Origin of the sequence: Streptomyces silvisoli (genome assembly GCF_029269905.1) — a bacterium.
In the GTDB taxonomy this organism is placed as follows: Bacteria; Actinomycetota; Actinomycetes; order Streptomycetales; family Streptomycetaceae; genus Streptantibioticus_A; species Streptantibioticus_A silvisoli_A.
The window spans coordinates 295,970-314,238 of sequence record NZ_JARJBC010000006.1 but is presented as its reverse complement, the minus strand read 5'-3'; the positions used below and the strand labels follow the sequence as shown (position 1 = coordinate 314,238).

The window sequence follows — 18,269 nt, the reverse complement described above, 5'->3', positions numbered from 1 at the left end:
GCACGAGCTACTCGCCCGTGGCGCGGCTCGGCTGGTACTGCCTGCCGGCAGCGAACACGGTGTTGACCGACCGCAGTGCATCGAGATCCGCCAGAGGGTCGCCGTCGACGATGAGCAGGTCCGCGCTGTAGCCCGGGGCGATCCGACCCGTCACATCACCCAGGCCCAGGGCGCGCGCCGCCTCCCCGGTGGCCATCTCGATGATCCGGCTGTTCGGCAGCCCGAGGTGCCGGTAGAAGCCGAGGCTGGAAACCAGCCCGTCGAAGCCGGCACGCCCCACTCCGGCGTCCGTGCCGGCGATCAGCCGCGCCCCCGATTGGGCTACCTGCCGAGCCATGCCGACCAGAGCCTCGGCGCGCTCTGGTCCGAAGATCTCGGGCAGCCGCCGCCACTGAGGGCTGGTCGTAGGACACACGAAGATGCCCTTGTCGATGATCTGGGCCAGCACATCCTCGCGCACGCCAAAGCCGTCGCGCGTCATCCACGAGCAGTGCTCGATGGTGTCGGCCCCGGCGGCCACGGCCGCTGCGATGCCGTCAGCGCCGTGGGCATGGGCGGCAACAGGAAGCCCAGCCTGGTGAGCCTCCCGCACGACGATCGCAAGCTCCTCCGGGCTGAACTGCGACGCCCAGCTGGCCGGGCCGCCCTTGGTGAGACCGCCACCGGTCGCCATGACCTTGATGACCTTCGCGCCGGCTGCGATGTTGCGCTGGATGAGGCTGCGAATCTCGTCCTCGCCCTCGACTTCACCACCGAGGAACCAGCAGTGCCCGCCCTTGGTGGTGAGCGGACGCCCCGCGCAGATCAGGCGCGGACCCACGGCGGAACCTTGAGAGATGGCGCTGGCCAGCTGCAGGGCGAGGCCGCCTCGGTCGCCCAGATCGCGTGCGGTGGTCACGCCGATGCTCAGCAGCTGCTCGGCCCGCCGCTTCATGTCGTGCAGGAGAGATTCGTCGTCCCGACCTTGCAGCATGGTGACCGGGTCGGGCCCGCCGTCGAAGCACAGGTGGACATGGGCGTCGATCAGCCCGGGCAGCACTGTGGAGCGGGGGAAAGACAACCGTGCCTCCCCAGGCTGCGCCTGTGATTCCACATCAGTGTGTCGGCCTGCGGCGATGATCGTGCCGCCCCGGATGAGGACTGCGCCCTCTGCAACGCACTCGCCCGTGGCATCGATGAGGACTCGTCCAGCCGTGATCAGCACGTCAGTTCCTTCCCTTCCACTCGTGGATCCCCTGCGGTGCGCAACGCCTGCGCGAGCGCGACCAACTGCCTTACGTCAGTGTCCCGATCATCGTCCGGCGGCACGGCCAGCGGGGTCGCCCGTTCCGAGATCGGTGCGCCGTTCGTGACTGTTTCAACGGCGGTGCGCAGGTGCTGGGCCAGGACCTCGGGCGGGGCCAGGTCCACGATGGCGCCGTCGTGCCGGTAGCACTGAAGGTGCGTGCTGATGTGCACCAAGCCGTCACGGCATTCCACCACTCGGCGGTGGTAGCGGCGATGAACGCCGCCGGCCCGCCAGCGGTCACGCCAGGCAGTGGCAGAGGGCTTCAGGACGCTCTGGGGGTACGCCCGGCACAGCAGCCGCCACAGCGGTTCCAGCTGGCGGTGGATGCGGCGGTGCTCACGCCATACCCGCAAGGCGGCGAACCGCGCTCGCACGCCCGGGTAGGTGAAGCCGAAGGCGAGCAGCACCAGGGAGACCATCAACGTGACCGCCACGGTGACCGTCAGCGGCTTTGGTACGGCGCCACCCCCGGAGCGGACGATCACGAGCACCGCATTCACCGCGCACACCATAGCCATGCCGAGCAGCCCCACAGCCGCCATCCAAAGGCCAGTGGACAACGGACGCTGGGACATCCGGGCATACCGGCGGGTCCAGTAGCAGGCCGCGGCCAGCGCGTAGAGCATGTACAGGCCGGCCGTGAGGTAGAACGCGGCGACCTGGGGGATCGTCATGTCCGCCGTCGATGCGCTGCCGGTGAGAGCGGCGCGCGGTGCGGCCACCGCCGCGACGGTGATCACACCGACGGCGACAGCCAGGGCCAGGCCATCGAGCCGTGCACGCCTCCTGCCGACGCGCTCATCCGCCGCGGCGTACAGGTAAATACACATCAGGAAGTACGCCGCCGCCAGGAGCATCACGTTCTGCACGAGCTTGCCCCACCCCTGGTCGGCGACGGTGCCGAAGTCAGACCCGTCCGGGGTGGCGGCCAGGTACGACACAAAACCACACAGCATGCACAAGGTCAGGCTGCGTTGCGACGGGTTGCGCGGGTCCTTCCGCCACTGGAAGAGCCTCCAGAGGAAGGCGATGGCGAGGGCGGTGAGGAACACGACTATCGCCATCACAGCCATCCCACGTGGTCAGCAAGGGTGCTGTGGAGGCGGCGCAGTGAGGGGTCCACCGGGGCGGAGCAGGTGACGCGGTCCAGCACAGAGGCCCATTGCAAGATGATGGTCGCGACGAGCTCTGCCTCCTGCTCCTGCGCATCGTCGTAGGTGCAGCGGCCGAGCGCTCGGCGTACAGCGCTGGGTGTGAGCCCTGGGATCACGGCATTCCACTCAGCCACGCGGTCGTCGCTCCGGTGGTTCGCGAGGATGTGCCCGATCTCGTGCAGGATGATGTGGTCCTGGTGGAGCTTGGTTGTTTCCTGCTGGTAGATGATGAGGTCCGCCGTCGGGGTTTCGAGCCATAGACCCGAGGGCCCAGGCTTCGGCAGGGGATACGCCCGAAGTTCGATGGGGCGCCCGCGCTTCTCGCCGAGAGCCTCGCACAGAGCCTCCACACGCAGCGGAGGCTGGACGTCGAGGTCGCGCAGTTCCTGCCGGATGCGACGCTGCAGATCGCTGTCGACCGGACGCTTACGCCAGGTACGCCTTGGTCGCCGCACCGCGGCCACGGCCTGTCCTGTGTCCGCACCCGTGCCCTCGCCGCGACCGTCGGCCTCCGCCGCTCCCTGGACAAGGGCACTCCAGGCGTCCGGGGCGCCGTTCCACCACCACATAACTGTTCCTCAACCTCATGACTTTCCCCCACAGCCGAACTTGCGATGCGCTGGGGTGAGGGGCATCAGTGCCCCACCGCTGCGTCCCATCGAAGGGCGGAATAGCCCCGGTGATCTCGGAGATGATCTTCACTCGACCCCGTGCGTCTCATGCCGAAACCGTTTGTCGAACCAGCCGGTAAGAGATTTAAGTCAGACCGCTAAGCGAGCGTCAACGGCGACCTTATGCCCGATTTGCAGGGATAGATCGCTCGGGTGGCGCCCGCCGGTCAGGGCGCCTGTGAGCCCCTAATTGCCTTGATTTACAAGCGGAATGAAGGCATCCGGCGGATTGGGGGAGTGGCTTCGCATTCATGGTCTAGACCGGCCGCAATGGGAGGGGGGCGAAAACCGGCAAACATTTGCCGGTCCTGTGCTCCCTGTCGATGCAGACGGGAGGGATGTCCCTTTCGCGAGCAATATCCCTGCCGTTGTCGCCAGAACGTTCAATCCTGAACCAGGACATTCCTGGTGGTATGTGGCCGATACCACAAGTGCGCAAGATCGCAAGATCTTGCGTATTGTCTTGTGCGAGACGCAGGGGGGCCAGTGCGATCGTGCTGACCCTCCTTTTTCATGCCCGAAATCGGGCGTCCCCCAGGATCGAGGACACGACAGGAGGGCTGATGGTCGCGCAACGGCGGGCTGGCAGCGGGAAGGGCTCTGCCGGGAAGAGGACATCTTCCGAACGGCCCACCGGAGTCGCCGGTCAGTACATGGGGTTCGGCGCGATGCTCAAGCAATGGCGCGAAGCCGCCGGCCTGACGCAGCGCCCCGTATGGCGGGCCCTGGGCATCAGCGAGCGCACGTACCGAACCATCGAACATGGCGCGACGCCGCGGTTCTCACAGGCCCAGTGCGAAGCTCTGGCAGAGGTGCTGAAACTAGACCAAGAGGAGCGCCACGCCCTGCTGCTCCACAACGTGGGCACCTACCTGCGCTCCGTGCCGGCCGAGGGCCATCATGATGTGAAGCCGGCGCTGAGGCTCCTCATCGACCGGCAGATGCCCAGCCCCACCTACCTGTCCGACCGCAACTGGAACATCCTCGCGTACAACGAGGCCATGGCCGAGCTATGGCCGTGGGTGATGGAGCCCAGGGCCAATCTGATCCGCTGGGCCCTCACGACCGCCGAGGGACGCGCCACTTATCACGACTGGCACAAGCACGCCACGGTTTTCGTCCGGATGCTCCGGTTTGCGCTCACCACCCACCGTGATGATGCAGACCTTCAGGAACTGATCGAGGACGTCAAGAAGAACCCCGAGATCCGGCAGATCTGGGATGCGGACACCGACCTGGTCGAGCACCGCGACGGTCACGTCTTCTTGGCCAGCGTGCCGACCCTGGGCTGGAAGACGATCGAAATCGTCAGCCACGTTGCGTACCCCGCGATCATGCCCGACTGCCGCTTCGTCGTCATGACCTGGGTCGAGGCGGAACCAGACAGCCAGCGAGACGCACTGGGCGGTATCCGTAACGGCTGGCTGGACGAAACCCACAACACGCCGCGCGAGATCGACCGAGCCCAGGAGCGGATTGCGGAAGCAGAACGCCTCCGCGCCGAAGATGTCCGTACCGCTCGCCTCGTGGTGGAAAACGCGGACCAGGCCGCGACCCGTGCCGGCAAGGGAGGCATCCTCCTGCCCGCCCTCAGCCGCCTCGTGGCATCCGACTGCCAGCTGACCCTCTCGCCGTCCAAACGCACCGTGATCTGGGCCGTCGAAGAGGCCCCCGGACAGTGGGGCGTCAGCGAAGTGTCGCCCTCCACCGTGATCGCCCGTGTACCGCGGGGACCACTGCCAGCACAGGCCCGAGCCGAGCTGAAGCAATTGACGCGCATCGCGCTTCCAGCTCCCCCCGACGCCGCCGCCTCCCGTATCGAGCAGCTCCTCCGCGAACTCGACGAGGAACAGCGACTGCTCCGCGAAATCCACGAGGACCTGTCTGGACACGACCACAGGCGCCCCGACTGCCAAGACGTAGCCAGCCTGGTCACCGAGCTGCGGCCCAGCCCGGCGTTGCGCACTCTCAGGCCCGGGCATAGCGGACGACGCGGCGGCGAGCTTCACGCTGCTGCGGCCTCTGCGGACCTTCCCCCGACTGCCTCGTAGAAAGCCTGTTTCGTGAACAGCTACATCTACCCCTGTCCGCTGCGCTGGGCGGACGCCGACGCCAACGGGCACGTCAACAACGCCCTGTTCCTCCGGTTCATGGAGGAGGCGCGCACGCGCATGTTCCGGGAAGTGCTGATCGACGACGAGGCCGGCCGCCGCCAGAACGCGTTCGTCGTGAGCCGCGCCAGCGTCGAGTACCGAGCCCCGCTGCATTACCGCGAAGACCCGGTGGACGTGCACGTCCGGGTTACTCACAGCCGGGCGGTCTCCTTCGAGCTGGCGTACGAGATCCGCGATGCTGACCAGCTCTATGCCGAGGGCACGACCGCCATCGCCGCCTTCAACCTCGACACTGGCCGCCCTCGCCGCCTCACCGAGGCCGAGCAGGCGTTCATCGCCCGCTACAGCGACTCCTGAGCGCCGGGCATCGCTCCCATCATCCACGACACGGTCCGGCCGCCTCCCGCGCCGGGACGCCTGGAGCGTACGGCCTCGGTCAGTTGGCGAGCGAGGAGAGGAAGTCGCGAGCCGGTGGGGCGCGCTGCAGGGAAGACCAACCGCCTCGTGCTCCCCGCGTGCACGGGGATGGTCCCAGGATCTACGAACTGATGTGGAAGCCCTGCCCGGCGACATCGTCAGCTACCACCCGCTGGGCCTGGCTGACGCGTTGGGCATGCGTCGCTACCGGCGCCTCGCCGGAGCAGACGACAGCGTCAGGGCCGGCCCTCTGTGAGCGCTGTCACAGCCAGGCCCTTTCAATATGCTGATACCACGTCAAAGTCACTGCTCTGATGGGGAGTTCGGGGGGTGCCAGTTAGTTGAATGAATTTTCTTGAAATTTTAACTTTAGGCTGGATTGGTGGCGGCTGGTAGGAATCTCGTCATGGCCAGGTCATCGTCCTGGCGTGGCGGTAGCTGACCACTATCGCCTACCACCTGGGGGGCGGGCGAGTTGGGCCTATGTGGCTTGTGTGCAAACCGGTCTCCCCTGCTTTGGAAGGCACAAAGCTGTGAGACTGCACAGGGGGACCACGATGTCCATACGATTTTCAAGATCCGGCCTGCCCGGCCGTAGCCGTGGGCGCTCCTTAGTCGCCACGATCGCCGCCATCTTCGGGTGCCTGACCCTGGCCGCCCCGCAAGCGGTGGCCGCCGTCAACTCGCCGCTGTCTTCGCAGGTTCGGCTCGCACCCAACGCCGATGCCAAGGCGAAAGCCTTCGCGGCATCCCACTCGCGGCAGGTTGCAGCTGCACAGACCGTATGCGGCTCTGGCTACTCCTTCGCGACCGGGTACGCGCTGCCCACACCGCAGGAGCGGTTCGGCACACTTTTCATCTACTCCAAGGGGAGCTGGGCCGGGCCTGATGCTCCCGTGTGCGCGGTGTTCGACAACAACCTGGGCATTCCCAGGTGGATGAAGCTCAAGATCTGCGACAACCGCGTCGACGTCACCTGCCACTCCGACGAAGGCAACTACAGCCAGTACGCCGGACCTGTGTATATGAGCCCCAATGACTGCGGCACTATCACGGCCTTGATGAAGAACTCGGCCAGCGACTCGGTCTACATCGTGAACCGAACCGTCTCCAGCGCTCCTTGCGATTAGCGAGAAGGACACCGTGTGAGACGTCATTCGTCGAAAGCCCCGCGCCGTGCGGCGCGGGGCGCCACGTTCACAGCAGCGGCAGCCGTCCTCATCGCAGCCGCCATCTGGGGGGCCAGATCATGCGGAGCGCCCAGCCACTCCGACGCCGCGCCCAGCGTATCCCCGAGCCGGGCGCAAACTCCCGGCTCCTCTCCTTCGCAGAAGAATCCCAAGGGAGATCCGTCTGCGGTATCCGTCGCGCCCTCGGTGGGCTCAGGCGTAACTGAGACGCCGTCGCAGTCTTCTAGTGGCATAGGTGGCGCGGCGGCTGCAGTGAAGGATGGGGTGACGGTTCTCAAAGCTGTGCCCGCATACGGGCACCCGGGGATGCTCCTTGGGATACGCGTTGAGAACGATGGTGAGCAAACCGCCTGGTACAAGTTCCAGGTCACCGTCAAGGGCGATAACGGGTTCGACGTCACCCACATCCTGAATTTTGGGACGGTCGACCCAGGCCCGGCAGCCGGTGCGGGCATGACCTTGGCTGCCAGCCCAGGCGGCCCGCCTTATGCAACCCATCCGGTGGTGACGATCGACCGTGTGTGGCGCACAGTCAACTCCTCCTCTGGAGGGGGATGAGTAGCACAGTTGACGTTGCGGATGGGGTGACTGAATTCGGCGCAGCGATGCGGGGTGGGGGTATGGGCGCCGCCCGCTATCGCTGTGGCGGCCCTCGCACCGTCCGCTGTGTGCAGCGTCGGCCTGGCACGGTATCTGTGGACCTCGTTGTCGCGAAGTACGTCAGCAGTACCTGCGGCTTTGACACCGGCGAGGACTGCCGTCTCTTCGTCGAGCACGGCTCCTTGAAGTAGCCGCAGTATCGGCGCGAAGCCCAGTAATGGAACGTCGGCCTTCGGCTGTCCGGGTAGCTGGCGGGTCTGCAGGCGTCGCTGGCTGGGAATGAGTCACCGCGTTTCGCGGGGACTTGGCCTGAGCTGCCACCGGCGCCGAGCAGACACGCCGACCTGAGATGGCCAGGTGCGTCGTCCGGGCTGTCCTGGACGCCACTGACTGAACAAGCTCTCGTCCGCCCTTGAAGCCTGTGGCTGGGGTGGGCGGGAGGAGCCGTGCTCTGTCCGGGTGCGGCGAAACGAGCAACGGAAAGATTACTTCCCCTTGAGAATCAGAAAGAGAACACGCGCGCCGCTGGCCGCTGTGGTGGCCTGCGCTGCCTTGGTCGGCGGACTGATACAGGCCGCACCCGCCGGTGCGGCACCGAAGCCGACTCCCAACCACGGCGATGGCCCTGGCGGTAAGTCGGCTGCGCCTGGACGTGTCACGAATCCGGACAGCAACCTTGGCGAGGGCTGGCAGACCAGCAAGGACCGTGCGGTAACGGCTGCCGCTGACACCAGCGGGCTGAAGATTCTGGTCGCCGACAGCGACAAGGCGTACGAGTGGAAGACCGTCGCTGTCCTTGCCGAGCCGGGAATGTCTGCGGACTCGTGGATCGGCAACCAGTGCGTCATGGATCCGGACCATGTCGCGGCCGTTTACGCGCCGCGGACCTTCACGAACAAGCCGGACTTGATGCAAGGTGGCGCCTTCGCCGCGATTGTCAACGTCAAGGCCGGGACGGTGAACAAGCTGCCGTTCACCGCGTCGCTGGCGTATTTCGACCCATCCTGCAACACGCAAACTCACACGGCAGCGTTCACCGCCTTCCGGGACATCAACGACCCGAGCACGACGCAAACTCGTGTGGTGACCGTCAACGCATCCGGTGGGGTGCTGGGCAATACGACCGTGAAAGGTGAGATCACCAGTGCCGTGCCGGTTGAGGACGGAGCGGTGGCCGCTAGCGGCCGCAGTCTGGTCCACATAGACCGCTCCGGCCAGGTAAACAGCCTCGCCATCGGGGACAGCGTCCCCTTCGACATTCGGCCCGCACAGGGCGGGAAGGTCGGTTTCGTCGACCGCAAGGACACCAAGACCGCGCAGGCGAAGGTGTGGCCTGGGCACGGTAAGCCGATCGTGCTCGCCTCCGGGAAGCTGGGCGATCTGGACCTGATGCCCGGCGACCAAGGCCGGGTGTTCCTCACTGGCAACCCCCAGGGAGCATCGAAGGCGGCCGGCACCGGTGTGACCCGCATCAATGCCCCCGCGGGCACGGATATCTCCACCCAGGGGCGCTTGGCCGTGGACCCGGTTCTCACCGGGGGTGTGCGTGCCGGACTGGCTCACATCAAGAGCGCGGGCAAGGGGTTCACCACGGCAGAGCCTGCCCCTCGCAGTCTTCCCGTACAAGCCCCCGAAACCATGGCTGGGGATGAGGGGGTGACGGTCACCAGCACGGCCACTGCTACGGGGAAGAAGATCACCCAGACGGTTGCGGACACCACGGCGGCGACCGGGAAGAACCCTTCCCCCGCTCTATCCACCAGCGGGAGCATGCGGCCCCAGATGTCGCGTGCGGCGGGTGACGGTATCTCGGGGGATCCCGCGGATACCGACCGTATCTGCGCTGTCTCCCGCAACGACATGAACGCGCAAGCGTTGCAGCCGACGCCGAACCAGGTGGAATGGGCCGTCGACATGGCCGTTCGCGGGCAGCTGCACGCGCAGTACCTGCGGCAGGGCGGATACCGCAGCCAGGCCGGCCTGGGCACGATCGATCCGCAGGGCCTGTTCCCGCCGCCGACGCTCAAGGGCGGCGGGCGTATCCCGGCGAACGTGATGCTCGGCATCATGGCGCAGGAGTCCAACCTGTGGCAGGCCGAAAGCGGTTCGATCCCCGGCCAGATGGGCAATCCCCTCGCCGCGATGGACGGCTACTACGGCCGCAAAGCCGTGAAGGACGACCCGGACGCCTACTGGCAGATCCACTGGGACAAGTCCGACTGCGGGTACGGCGTCGGACAGGTCACCGACGGCATGCGCTTGGCTGGCCACGAGAAGCCGGGCGAGACGAGCCTGTCTCCGGCCGTGCAAAAGGCAGTGGCGATCGACTACGCGACGAACATCGCCGCGGCGACCCACATCCTCGCCGACAAGTGGAACGAGGTGCACACCGACGGACAGAAGGTCACCGTCAACAACGACGACCCCTCGATGGTGGAGAACTGGTTCACCGCGGTGTGGAATTACAACCTCGGCTTCAACCCACCCTCGGACGCCTCGAACCACGACGGGCACTGGGGCCTGGGCTGGTACAACAACCCGGCCAACCCGCTGTACGCAAAGGGCTGGGGGCACCCGTTCATGGACACCGATGTAGACGGCACGGAGGCCAACCGCGACGCCGCGCATCCACAGGACTGGCCGTATGAGGAGAAGGTGATGGGCTGGGCCGCATGGTCCATCGACACCGGCTTCTCCTACGCGACGGACGGACGCCAGGACTGGCTGGGCGATTCCGGATACTCCTCCGCCGGATTCCGGCCTGCGTGGTGGACCAACACCCTCTATCGCGACCAGGTCTCCCCACCGCTGAGCACGTTCTGCAACAACCAGAACAACTGCGACCCTTCCACCCCGCCGAAGTGTCCGAACGAGGCGTGCTACGCACAGTTTTGGTGGAACCAGCCCAACGCGACGTGGAAACAGGACTGCGCGACCACCTGCGGCCACGAGAACATCAAGTACGCCACCTTGGGCATGGAGCCGGGGCGCGGCTACCGGCTGCACGACGGCACCCCGGTGTGCACCGGAACTCCCCCGGGGGCGCAGGTCGTGGCATCGATCCCAGACGGAACGCAGACCTGGTCCGACTGCGGCAGCGCCAGCTCGGCGGGAAGCTTCCAATTCCACTTCAACGCCGATACCGGCGGCTACTACGAGGGCAAGGAGGACTTGCACTCGATCGGCGGCGGCTACGGCGGACACTTCTGGTACGCCCACACCCGCAACGCGGACCACCTCGGCGGCGATGGCGGCCGGATGACCATCAACGGCACCTGGACCCTCGGGCAGAACCTCAACTGGGCCCGCGTCCTCGTCCACCTGCCCGACATCGGCGCACAGACCAGGCAAGCGAAGTACAGCGTCCTGGGCAGTGACAGCAGCAGCCCTGACCGGTATGTCGAGCAGCGTGCCGGACGCTGGGTGAGCCTGGGCGTCTTCCACTTCACCGGGCAGCCAGCGGTGGCCTTGTCGAACAACACCCCCGACGGAACGGCCGACGAGGACATCGCCTGGGGCGCGGTCGCCTTCCAGCCGCTCTCCGGCAAGCCGAAGAACTCGATCGTCGCGATGGGCGACTCGTACTCCTCCGGTGAGGGCGTATCAGAAGGCGACCGCGACTACTACCCGGAGACCAACTACCGCGACAAGAACAACGAGAAGGAACGCGACGCCTGCCACCGGTCCCGATACGCCTGGACGCGCCAGGCAACGCTGCCGGGGGCATCGAAGTCCATCGGTGACATGGACGACGCATGGGATCCGAACATGGACTACCACCTGATCGCATGCTCAGGCGCCCGCACCTACAACATCATGCACAACGGTGTGATCCAGGACAACGGCGGCGAGGTACCCCAGCTCGACCAGGGGTACCTGGACGACAACACGACCCTGGTCACGATCTCCGTCGGCGGCAACGACGCCCGGTTCTCCGACATTGTCCAAAAGTGCCTGCTGTCGGCTGGCAGCGGCAACTGCAAGGACAAGACGTTTGACAAGCCAGACCCGAACGTCGGCGGCCGGGACCAAAAGTTCGTCGGGCAGCCGCTGGAGACGGCTGTACCGGGGATCATCAACGAGATCGTCCGCCCGGACATCACGAGCACATTGCTGGCGATCCACAACCAGGCAAAGCACGCGAAGATCGTTCTCATGGGGTATCCGCGGCTGATCTCCGACGACGGATCCTGCCTGCGAGTCGGTGTCGGCGGCTTGAGCATCGGCCTGTCCGCGGCGTCCACCGGCTGGCTCAACAACACCGCCGACACCCTGGCGGCGGCGATGACAGGCGTGGCCGATGACGCGAAGAGCCAGGGCGCCCAGGTGTGGTACTCCAACCCGACCAACGACTTCCTCGGCCAAGGGGTGTGTGGCAATCCGGAAAACGTCCATGGCATCGTCAAGACCCTCGTGAAGTCCGACAACCCGATCAAGGACTGGCCGCTCATCAACCAGTTCGGCCTGTCGGCCCAGTCCTTCCACCCCAAGATCGGGGGAGCCCGCCTGTATGCGAACTCCCTCGAGCGCACGATGGCAGGCATGAACCTGTAACGATCCCCCAGCGGATCACTCCGGGGCAGCCCTCTACAGGGCTGCCCCGGAACTGCCTAAACTACGGCAACTCATCTGCCACGTTGCTGACTTGGCCGACAGTGGCAAGGGAAAGACGCCCATGAACCAACGGATTCCTGCGGCGGAGAGGAGATAGCGGACATGATGAGACGCTGGACAACACGGGAAGACCGAAGCCAACCCTCCCGTGGCACCAAGACCATCTCGGGTGCCCTCGCTACCGCCGCGCTGATGATCCTCTCCGCCTGCTCCTCCAGCGCTACGAGCCCGAAGGAGATGCGCAAGCTGGCGGGCAGCAGCCAAGCGGTGCAAGCCCGCCAGAAGACAGAAAAGCGCCTCCGAGACGTAGCGCAGGCATACGCCGACCACACCCCCCTTGCCCTCCGCCTGGTCGTCGTGCGCGACACCTGCCAAGGAGGGGCAGCGAAGCAGTGGTTCTTTCAGGACGGAAGCGACACCTACAAGATCAAATGCTCGATGCGCATCACCGCCTACTACGGGGCCAACCCCCAAAGGATCGGCGATGTCCTCGACAGCATCCTGACCGCAGGTGACCATGACCAGACCCAACCGGGCCTCCCCGGGGATGTGATCCCGTTCACCCACGACGACTACCACAGAAAGCTCGTCGATTACTACCAAGCACACGGACCGAACCCAAGCGGCCCGCATGCACAGGAGCCCACCCAACTGTTCCGCTCAGGACAGACGTTGACCTGGGACCCGGTCCACGACCACACGCCTTTGATCGAAGAGCCAACCGGCGGGGTAGACAATGATCCGCCTCTAACCCGATTCCTGCGTGAGCCCGAATCAGAAACAGTTTCCGACATTCGCAAGCAGTGCGGCATGGTGTTCAGGCTCGAACTCAGTCCTCCCGGCGACTATTACAAAGTATTTAAGAACGGCCAAACAGTCACGAATTAGACTAGCCATGCGCAGACGGCCGTGCCCGCCCCACCGCCCACCTCGCGGCATTGCCCGCACCGCACCGACGCCTGATGCACATCGGTGCGGCTACCGATGGCCCAGCTGTACCCGTGGATGGTAAGGGGGACAACGAGGCGCCCGCCCTCAATGAGCGAGGTGATCCAGGCCGGCGGGATGTCGGAGGCAGGGCGGCGAGGTCGTCGTGTTCGATGTCGTGCTTCAGGAAGCGCACGGCCACGCCGTCCGGGGCTTGAGCGGCGGCTCGCTCGATAGCCGATTCCGCGTAGTCGACGGCATCGACCACGTACCCCAGCTCGTGTAGATGGAGGGCGAGTTCGCCCAGGCCGCAGCCCACGTCCAGGGCGACGGCGGGGCCCTGCGGGCGCAGGGCGGTATCCAGTACGGCGCGTTCGGTCTCGGTCAGGGCCCGGAAGCTCTCGCCGCGGGCGTAGTGCTCGTGCCATTCGTCCTGCTGCGTGTATCCCACCGAGGCTGCTCCTTACGGTCGAGGGGGTGGTCAGGCGCTTTGGGTGCGGTGGAGGCGGCGCAGGGTCCGCCGGCCGCGCTCGACGACCTCAGGGTCGTTGTGGATGAGGCCGTAGGTGATGCCGCTGAGGGGGTCGAGGGCTTCCTCGCATTCCATGTCTGCGGCAGTTCCGGTTAGCCAGGACAGTTGCGGGGCATCGGCCACTGTCTGTCGGCAGAGCTACGGTGTCCTGACGGCGAGACGGGTGGGGGCGCAATGGGGACTGGGACATCTGGCCGACGAGCTGACTTCAGTGAGGCAACGAAACGTGCCCTCGCGCTTCGAGCGGCCTTTCGTTGCTCGAACCCCGGCTGCGGGGCACTCACCATCGGGCCCGGAAGGGGCATCGACGACGTCGAGATGACCGGGACCGCGGCTCATATCTATGCCGCCGCACCGGGCGGGCCCCGCGGCACCGGCGGGCTGAACGCCGACCAGCGAAGCGATCCCCTCAACGGCATCTGGCTTTGTGCCCGATGCGCCCGTCTTGTCGATACCAACGCTGGCGACGCCTATCCGGCGTCGCTTCTGCGAGGCTGGCGAGATCTTCACGAGGGCCGGGTCCGCATGGAGCACGGAGGCGTCGCCCGACCCTTCGGATGATTCCACTCGATCGAGATCGCGGAGGACGTGTGGCTGGAGGAACCGACTACTGTGCGCTTCTCCCGGTGCAACATGTTCCTGGGTAAGAACGGAATTGGGAAGAGCCACTTCATCTCGCTTCTGTCGGGGCTGGCAGCCCCCTCCCACATCATGGAACGGGTCGCCCACCCGACGTCCCGTGTACATGCGGCGCTCACTTGGTATGACCCGCAGCCGCGGCGGGCCGAGTTCAAGGCGGAGGGCGAGAGGCTCCACTTCTTCGCCGACGGGCAGGAGGTTCCATTCGTAGCCTTCCCCTACCAAGTGGTCCGAGCGCCCCGGTGGAGCGGTGACCTTCCCGCCGACGTCCACGACCTTGCCAAGGACCTGGGCCTTGACCACTGGGTGATGCGCAAGGTGATCTCAGACCTTCCTGAGATCGTCGGCGGCGCGGTCAAACGCACCCGGATAGTTGACGATCGGATCCGCGCCGACTTCGTGCTCGGAAACTGTGTTGAAACAGACATCGGCGATCGCGGCCTTCATTCTCTCGTCGGGCTGGAGATTCTGGTTGCGCTGGCTGAAACGTACGCACGGGCCCACCCGACCTTGCTCCTCCTCGACCCCTTTTTGAGCGGGTTCGACTGGGGCGGCTACCACCAGGCCACTGCTCTTCTCGGCTCGCCGGTCCGTGGATTCCAGACGGTGGCGGTTTCGACGGAGCTCCGCGGGAACCACCCTCTCGGACCGGAATGGACCGTGACCCGCATCGTGTGTGACGAGGCTGAGCGCATGGGTCGCCGCCGGTGGGCCCGACTGGTCCAAGACGATCAAGAGCCATAGCGTCGTGCTGGCGGCTCACCAATTCGGGTGAGAGGCTGCTCTGAGCAACGGCGTCACGTCAACTGCGCCGGGGGCGTGCCCATCTCCCCGCACCAACCACGCACCGTCCTCCAACTCAGCTTCGCTGAGCCAGTTCCCCTGTCTCGGGGAACGAGGTGAGTCAGTGCTCTTACCGGTCCGCTCGGTTGATGAGCGGATCGGCACCTGACTAGGGCTTGGGCTTGCTACGGTCCGCGTATGACGCTGTCCGTCCCTACTGCTAACGCTGTTGACTTGCGAACAGAACCAGTCGATCGCGTGTTTGACCAAGTGGAGCAGTCTCTCGGGGTGCATTTGGACCGGGAGACGGTGGTGCGTAAGCGGCGCTCCGTGGGGGCGCGAACGGACCGAGATTCCTGGGTGCGGATCGAGCGGCGCGGGCTGGATAGGGTCGGCAAGCAGGGTTGGGATGGCGCCGCCTGTGCGGAAGCTCTGCAGGGCGTCGCCAAGCCGACCTGGTATGGCAGCGTGTCCTGGCGGGGGGCCAGTGAAGGGGTTATGTGGCGGGCTGATGAGACCGCCCTCCTGCCCGGAGCGCCAGTCGGGACGAGTATCGTCGCCGTCGACCCGGACGTCTCGGACGGGTGGTGGGGAGCGCTGAATGCCTCCCTTGATGCGCTCGCCGCGCAGCAGTCGAACCGCATCGCCACTCCAGACACTGAGTCGATCACACAGTTGTTGGTGAACGAGACCATTTGGAGTGTCTTCCCCAAGTCGTTGGATACGACGGTGGAGCAGTGGCGGCTGGCCCATGCGGATCTGAACTGGGCGAACGTGACCGCGCCGGAGTTCTGCCTGTTCGACTGGGAGGACTGGGGCATGGCGCCGCGCGGGCTGGATGCCGCGACGCTGTGGGGGGCCTCTCTTGCCGTCCCAGCCCTGGCTGAGCGGGTTCGCCGCGAGCGGCGGGAGGACTTCGCGAGCCGGGACGGCATGGTGATGACGCTCTTCGTCGCCGCGAAGATCCTCGGGCCGCACGCGCACCCCGAGGATCCCCGTCTCGTACCCGCCCGCGCTGTGTCGGAGCAGGTGATCAAGGAGCTTCAGGCGGGCTGAGAGCGTGTCCGTAGCAGCTCCCGGTACTGATGGATCATGTTGTCGTCGACTTCCAGGTTCAAGGCGTCGGTCAACTCTCCAAGATGGTCGGGGTTGTCAGTGCCGACGGCTACTGCGCCCACGGACGGGAGTCGGTAGGCGGCTCGGAATGCGGCTTGGATAGGTGTCGAAGTCCGCGGTTCTCGCAGGAAGATCCGCGAGTCGAAACCGTCCCATACGGCCGCAGCAGTGCTTCCGCCGAAGGGACTCATGCCCCACAGCTCTGTCGGCCGCAACCGCTCGGCCAGACGCTCGGCGGCGTCGAGGATGTCCGCACTTACCAGGAGTCCGGCACGAGCCATCAGAACATCCGGCCTTGGGAGTCCTCTCTGAGCGGGGACTACCAGTCGCCGTGGGTCCCAGGAGGAGATGCCCCATCGATCACACAGCCCCTGCGCACAGGCATCTGCCAGGGTGGAACACGCCGCCTCTAGCAGGTCGTCCCTCGCTGCTTCGATAAGGCTGTGCTCGGGGTTGTGCAGGAACACCACGTCCGGCTCCCTGCCCAGGTCGCTGGCCGCCTGTTCCGCTGCCGTCCGCAGGTGATCTGGTGCCAGAGAGTGTTGCGCGCCCGGGAAGTACCCGACCTTCGTGGAAACGGTAAGCCTCGGCAGCAGGTCACCAGCCACGTTTGCCAGGGTTGTGTGCGATTGGAAGCCAAGGTAGTTGCTGCTGGTATCTATTGCTTGGATGCCGAGTTCCAGCGCCCGCGTCAGGAGACGGCGCTCGTGACGAGACCGGTGTAACCCGAAGATAATTCGGGGGTGAGTGGGGCGCATATCTCCTCCTGTACAAGGATCTCGGCTACCTCAGTCACCTCGGCCCCGGCGACCGCCGTGGCTTGCTTCAAAGGAACCGGCTGGCCGCTCAACAGCAACCTGAGCGCGGGCAGGGCTTTGGCCGCGAGGGTGAGCTTCTTTCCGGCCGTCACGATGTCGACTGTCTCCCCGTGCTCCTCGATTCGGGGAGGGAAGTGGGCGACGCACACCACGGCGTCGAGTGGACCGAGGACGTCGAGATAGGGCACGTGTCGCCCCGGCGTGGTCTGCTGCTCGTACGCAGCCAGGTAGTCCACCGGGCCGCGTTCGTGTGCCAACTCGGCGGCAGCCCCGACTAGGACGTCGGTACCAGTGCTCTTCCAGCGGTCGAGGTCGAGCCGGAAGGTCTCGCGTTCGCGCGACCAGTCGGCCAGCCATGACAGCCAGCTCGCGCCCGTTCGTTTCGTGATCCCGAAGGTGACATGCAGGCTCTTGCCTGCGCCGCTGTGGGTTCGGGCTGCCTGGTGCCACTGTCCGCGGGGGATGTGCATGATGTCGCCCGGCTTGACGGCCCCCGACCAAATGATCTGGTCGCTTGGGGTGTTGTTGGGGTCGGCGTCGCGATACATCGGCGCGATGCGGGACGGAGCGCGTACTTCCCACTCTTTCTCTCCGGCGAGCTGCACGATGATCACGTCGTGGTCGTCCCAGTGCAGTGGGAACCCTGCGGCATCGTTCGTCGTCAGGTAGGCGTTCACTTGCACTCGCTCGTGGGCCCACCATTGCATGGCACGGCAAACGACTTCCATTGTCGGATCGAAGACGTTGACTTGGTCCATGATGAGCGTTGCCCCCTCGCGGAGCAGGTCGCCGAGACGGTGCATGTTGACCATGGGAACGCTCTGTCCGCGGGGGCTAACGCTGTCGGTGAAGTAGACGGCGGGGTGTACCTCTTCCCCTTTGCGGAAGAGCCGGAACTGGGGGCGGTACAGGCTGCGGCGCATCGCGATGTCAAGGAGCCGGTTTGCCGTCATGACACGGGTGAGAAGTTCTCGGTCATCCACGCGCCCGAGTGTGAACTCCTTACCGAGGGCTTGCGCCCCGTCCCAACCAAGGGCGGTTTCGATGGCGCTGATCAACCGGTGTTGCACGCTGCCTCCTTACGGGTGTCGATCACGACGACGGGGCAGCGGGGGCCGGCGCAATGCCGACCTCCGCCGCCTGGTGCGCTACTCGATGTCGTTCAGGTTGCCGTCGCCCCCGGGCCACGGCGCATCGCCGGAGGACCCAGCGTTGTCGGACCGGAGGCTGTCATAGCGGTCCTGGACGGCCGTCAGTTCTTCTACCGCCACCAGAAGGCTGCTCTTGTTGGCTGGCAGAGGCGTTGCGCTTTGTGCCACCTCGTGCTCCTTCCTCTTCGGTACTTCCGCCCATGGCTGGACGGAAGGTCTGAGTCAACCCGCGCCCCTGCGTCAGGCAGAAGCGGG

At 65.8% G+C, this 18,269-nt stretch carries 16 protein-coding genes; 8 read left to right on the top strand and 8 right to left on the bottom strand.

What is annotated here, in order from left to right; translation table 11 throughout:
• Window positions 1–7 precede the first annotated feature (7 nt).
• The 3 genes from P3G67_RS13115 to P3G67_RS13105 are packed head-to-tail and all read right to left on the bottom strand — an operon-like array spanning window position 8 to window position 3,011.
• A complete protein-coding gene (locus P3G67_RS13115) occupies window positions 8–1,204 on the bottom strand; it encodes an amidohydrolase family protein (RefSeq protein ID WP_276093612.1) in 1,197 nt (398 codons plus the stop codon).
• Complete coding sequence (locus P3G67_RS13110; RefSeq protein WP_276093611.1) at window positions 1,198–2,352, bottom strand: MAB_1171c family putative transporter; 1,155 nt, start codon at window positions 2,350–2,352, stop codon at window positions 1,198–1,200. The genes P3G67_RS13115 and P3G67_RS13110 overlap by 7 nt, the downstream gene beginning before the upstream one ends.
• Complete coding sequence (locus P3G67_RS13105; protein ID WP_276093610.1) at window positions 2,352–3,011, bottom strand: hypothetical protein; 660 nt, start codon at window positions 3,009–3,011, stop codon at window positions 2,352–2,354. The genes P3G67_RS13110 and P3G67_RS13105 overlap by 1 nt, the downstream gene beginning before the upstream one ends.
• 665 nt (window positions 3,012–3,676) lie before the next feature.
• Here P3G67_RS13105 and P3G67_RS13100 point away from each other — a divergent pair.
• The 6 genes from P3G67_RS13100 (at window position 3,677) to P3G67_RS13075 (ending at window position 12,936) form a co-directional block, all read left to right on the top strand.
• Window positions 3,677–5,164, top strand: a complete 1,488-nt coding sequence (locus tag P3G67_RS13100) for a helix-turn-helix transcriptional regulator (RefSeq protein WP_276093609.1) — start codon at window positions 3,677–3,679, stop codon at window positions 5,162–5,164.
• A 12-nt stretch (window positions 5,165–5,176) separates the two neighbouring features.
• Complete coding sequence (locus P3G67_RS13095) at window positions 5,177–5,584, top strand: acyl-CoA thioesterase (RefSeq protein WP_276093608.1); 408 nt, start codon at window positions 5,177–5,179, stop codon at window positions 5,582–5,584.
• A 617-nt stretch (window positions 5,585–6,201) separates the two neighbouring features.
• A complete protein-coding gene (locus P3G67_RS13090; RefSeq protein WP_276093607.1) occupies window positions 6,202–6,774 on the top strand; it encodes a hypothetical protein in 573 nt (190 codons plus the stop codon).
• 324 nt (window positions 6,775–7,098) lie between these two features.
• Window positions 7,099–7,392, top strand: coding sequence for a hypothetical protein (locus P3G67_RS13085; protein WP_276093606.1), 294 nt, complete (start codon window positions 7,099–7,101; stop codon window positions 7,390–7,392).
• A gap of 537 nt (window positions 7,393–7,929) precedes the next feature.
• Window positions 7,930–11,988, top strand: a complete 4,059-nt coding sequence (locus tag P3G67_RS13080; protein ID WP_276093605.1) for an SGNH/GDSL hydrolase family protein — start codon at window positions 7,930–7,932, stop codon at window positions 11,986–11,988.
• Window positions 11,989–12,240: 252 nt separating this feature from the next.
• Window positions 12,241–12,936 carry a hypothetical protein gene (locus P3G67_RS13075; RefSeq protein ID WP_276093604.1) on the top strand — a complete coding sequence of 232 codons (696 nt, stop codon included), beginning with the start codon at window positions 12,241–12,243 and terminating at the stop codon, window positions 12,934–12,936.
• A gap of 1 nt (window position 12,937) precedes the next feature.
• Here P3G67_RS13075 and P3G67_RS13070 read toward each other — a convergent pair whose 3' ends face one another.
• Together P3G67_RS13070 and P3G67_RS13065 are read right to left on the bottom strand one after the other, a co-directional pair.
• Window positions 12,938–13,426 carry a class I SAM-dependent methyltransferase gene (locus tag P3G67_RS13070; protein ID WP_276093603.1) on the bottom strand — a complete coding sequence of 163 codons (489 nt, stop codon included), beginning with the start codon at window positions 13,424–13,426 and terminating at the stop codon, window positions 12,938–12,940.
• A 30-nt stretch (window positions 13,427–13,456) separates the two neighbouring features.
• On the bottom strand, window positions 13,457–13,582 hold the full coding sequence (locus P3G67_RS13065) for a hypothetical protein (RefSeq protein WP_276093638.1): 126 nt from the start codon (window positions 13,580–13,582) through the stop codon (window positions 13,457–13,459).
• Between the two features lie 537 nt (window positions 13,583–14,119).
• Between P3G67_RS13065 and P3G67_RS13060 the strand changes: the two genes are divergently transcribed.
• Entirely contained in the window at window positions 14,120–14,890 is a 771-nt protein-coding gene (locus P3G67_RS13060; RefSeq protein WP_276093602.1) for a hypothetical protein, read from the top strand.
• Between the two features lie 237 nt (window positions 14,891–15,127).
• Window positions 15,128–15,985 carry a phosphotransferase gene (locus P3G67_RS13055; RefSeq protein ID WP_276093601.1) on the top strand — a complete coding sequence of 286 codons (858 nt, stop codon included), beginning with the start codon at window positions 15,128–15,130 and terminating at the stop codon, window positions 15,983–15,985.
• Here P3G67_RS13055 and P3G67_RS13050 read toward each other — a convergent pair.
• The 3 genes from P3G67_RS13050 to P3G67_RS13040 all read right to left on the bottom strand — a co-directional run bounded on the left by P3G67_RS13050 (window position 15,973) and on the right by P3G67_RS13040 (window position 18,182).
• Complete coding sequence (locus P3G67_RS13050) at window positions 15,973–16,803, bottom strand: aldo/keto reductase (RefSeq protein WP_276093600.1); 831 nt, start codon at window positions 16,801–16,803, stop codon at window positions 15,973–15,975. The two genes, P3G67_RS13055 and P3G67_RS13050, sit on opposite strands and share 13 nt — an antisense overlap.
• Complete coding sequence (locus tag P3G67_RS13045) at window positions 16,737–17,933, bottom strand: JmjC domain-containing protein (protein ID WP_276093599.1); 1,197 nt, start codon at window positions 17,931–17,933, stop codon at window positions 16,737–16,739. Before P3G67_RS13045 ends, P3G67_RS13050 begins: the two co-directional genes overlap by 67 nt.
• Window positions 17,934–18,011: 78 nt before the next feature.
• A complete protein-coding gene (locus tag P3G67_RS13040; protein WP_276093598.1) occupies window positions 18,012–18,182 on the bottom strand; it encodes a hypothetical protein in 171 nt (56 codons plus the stop codon).
• Window positions 18,183–18,269 lie beyond the last annotated feature (87 nt).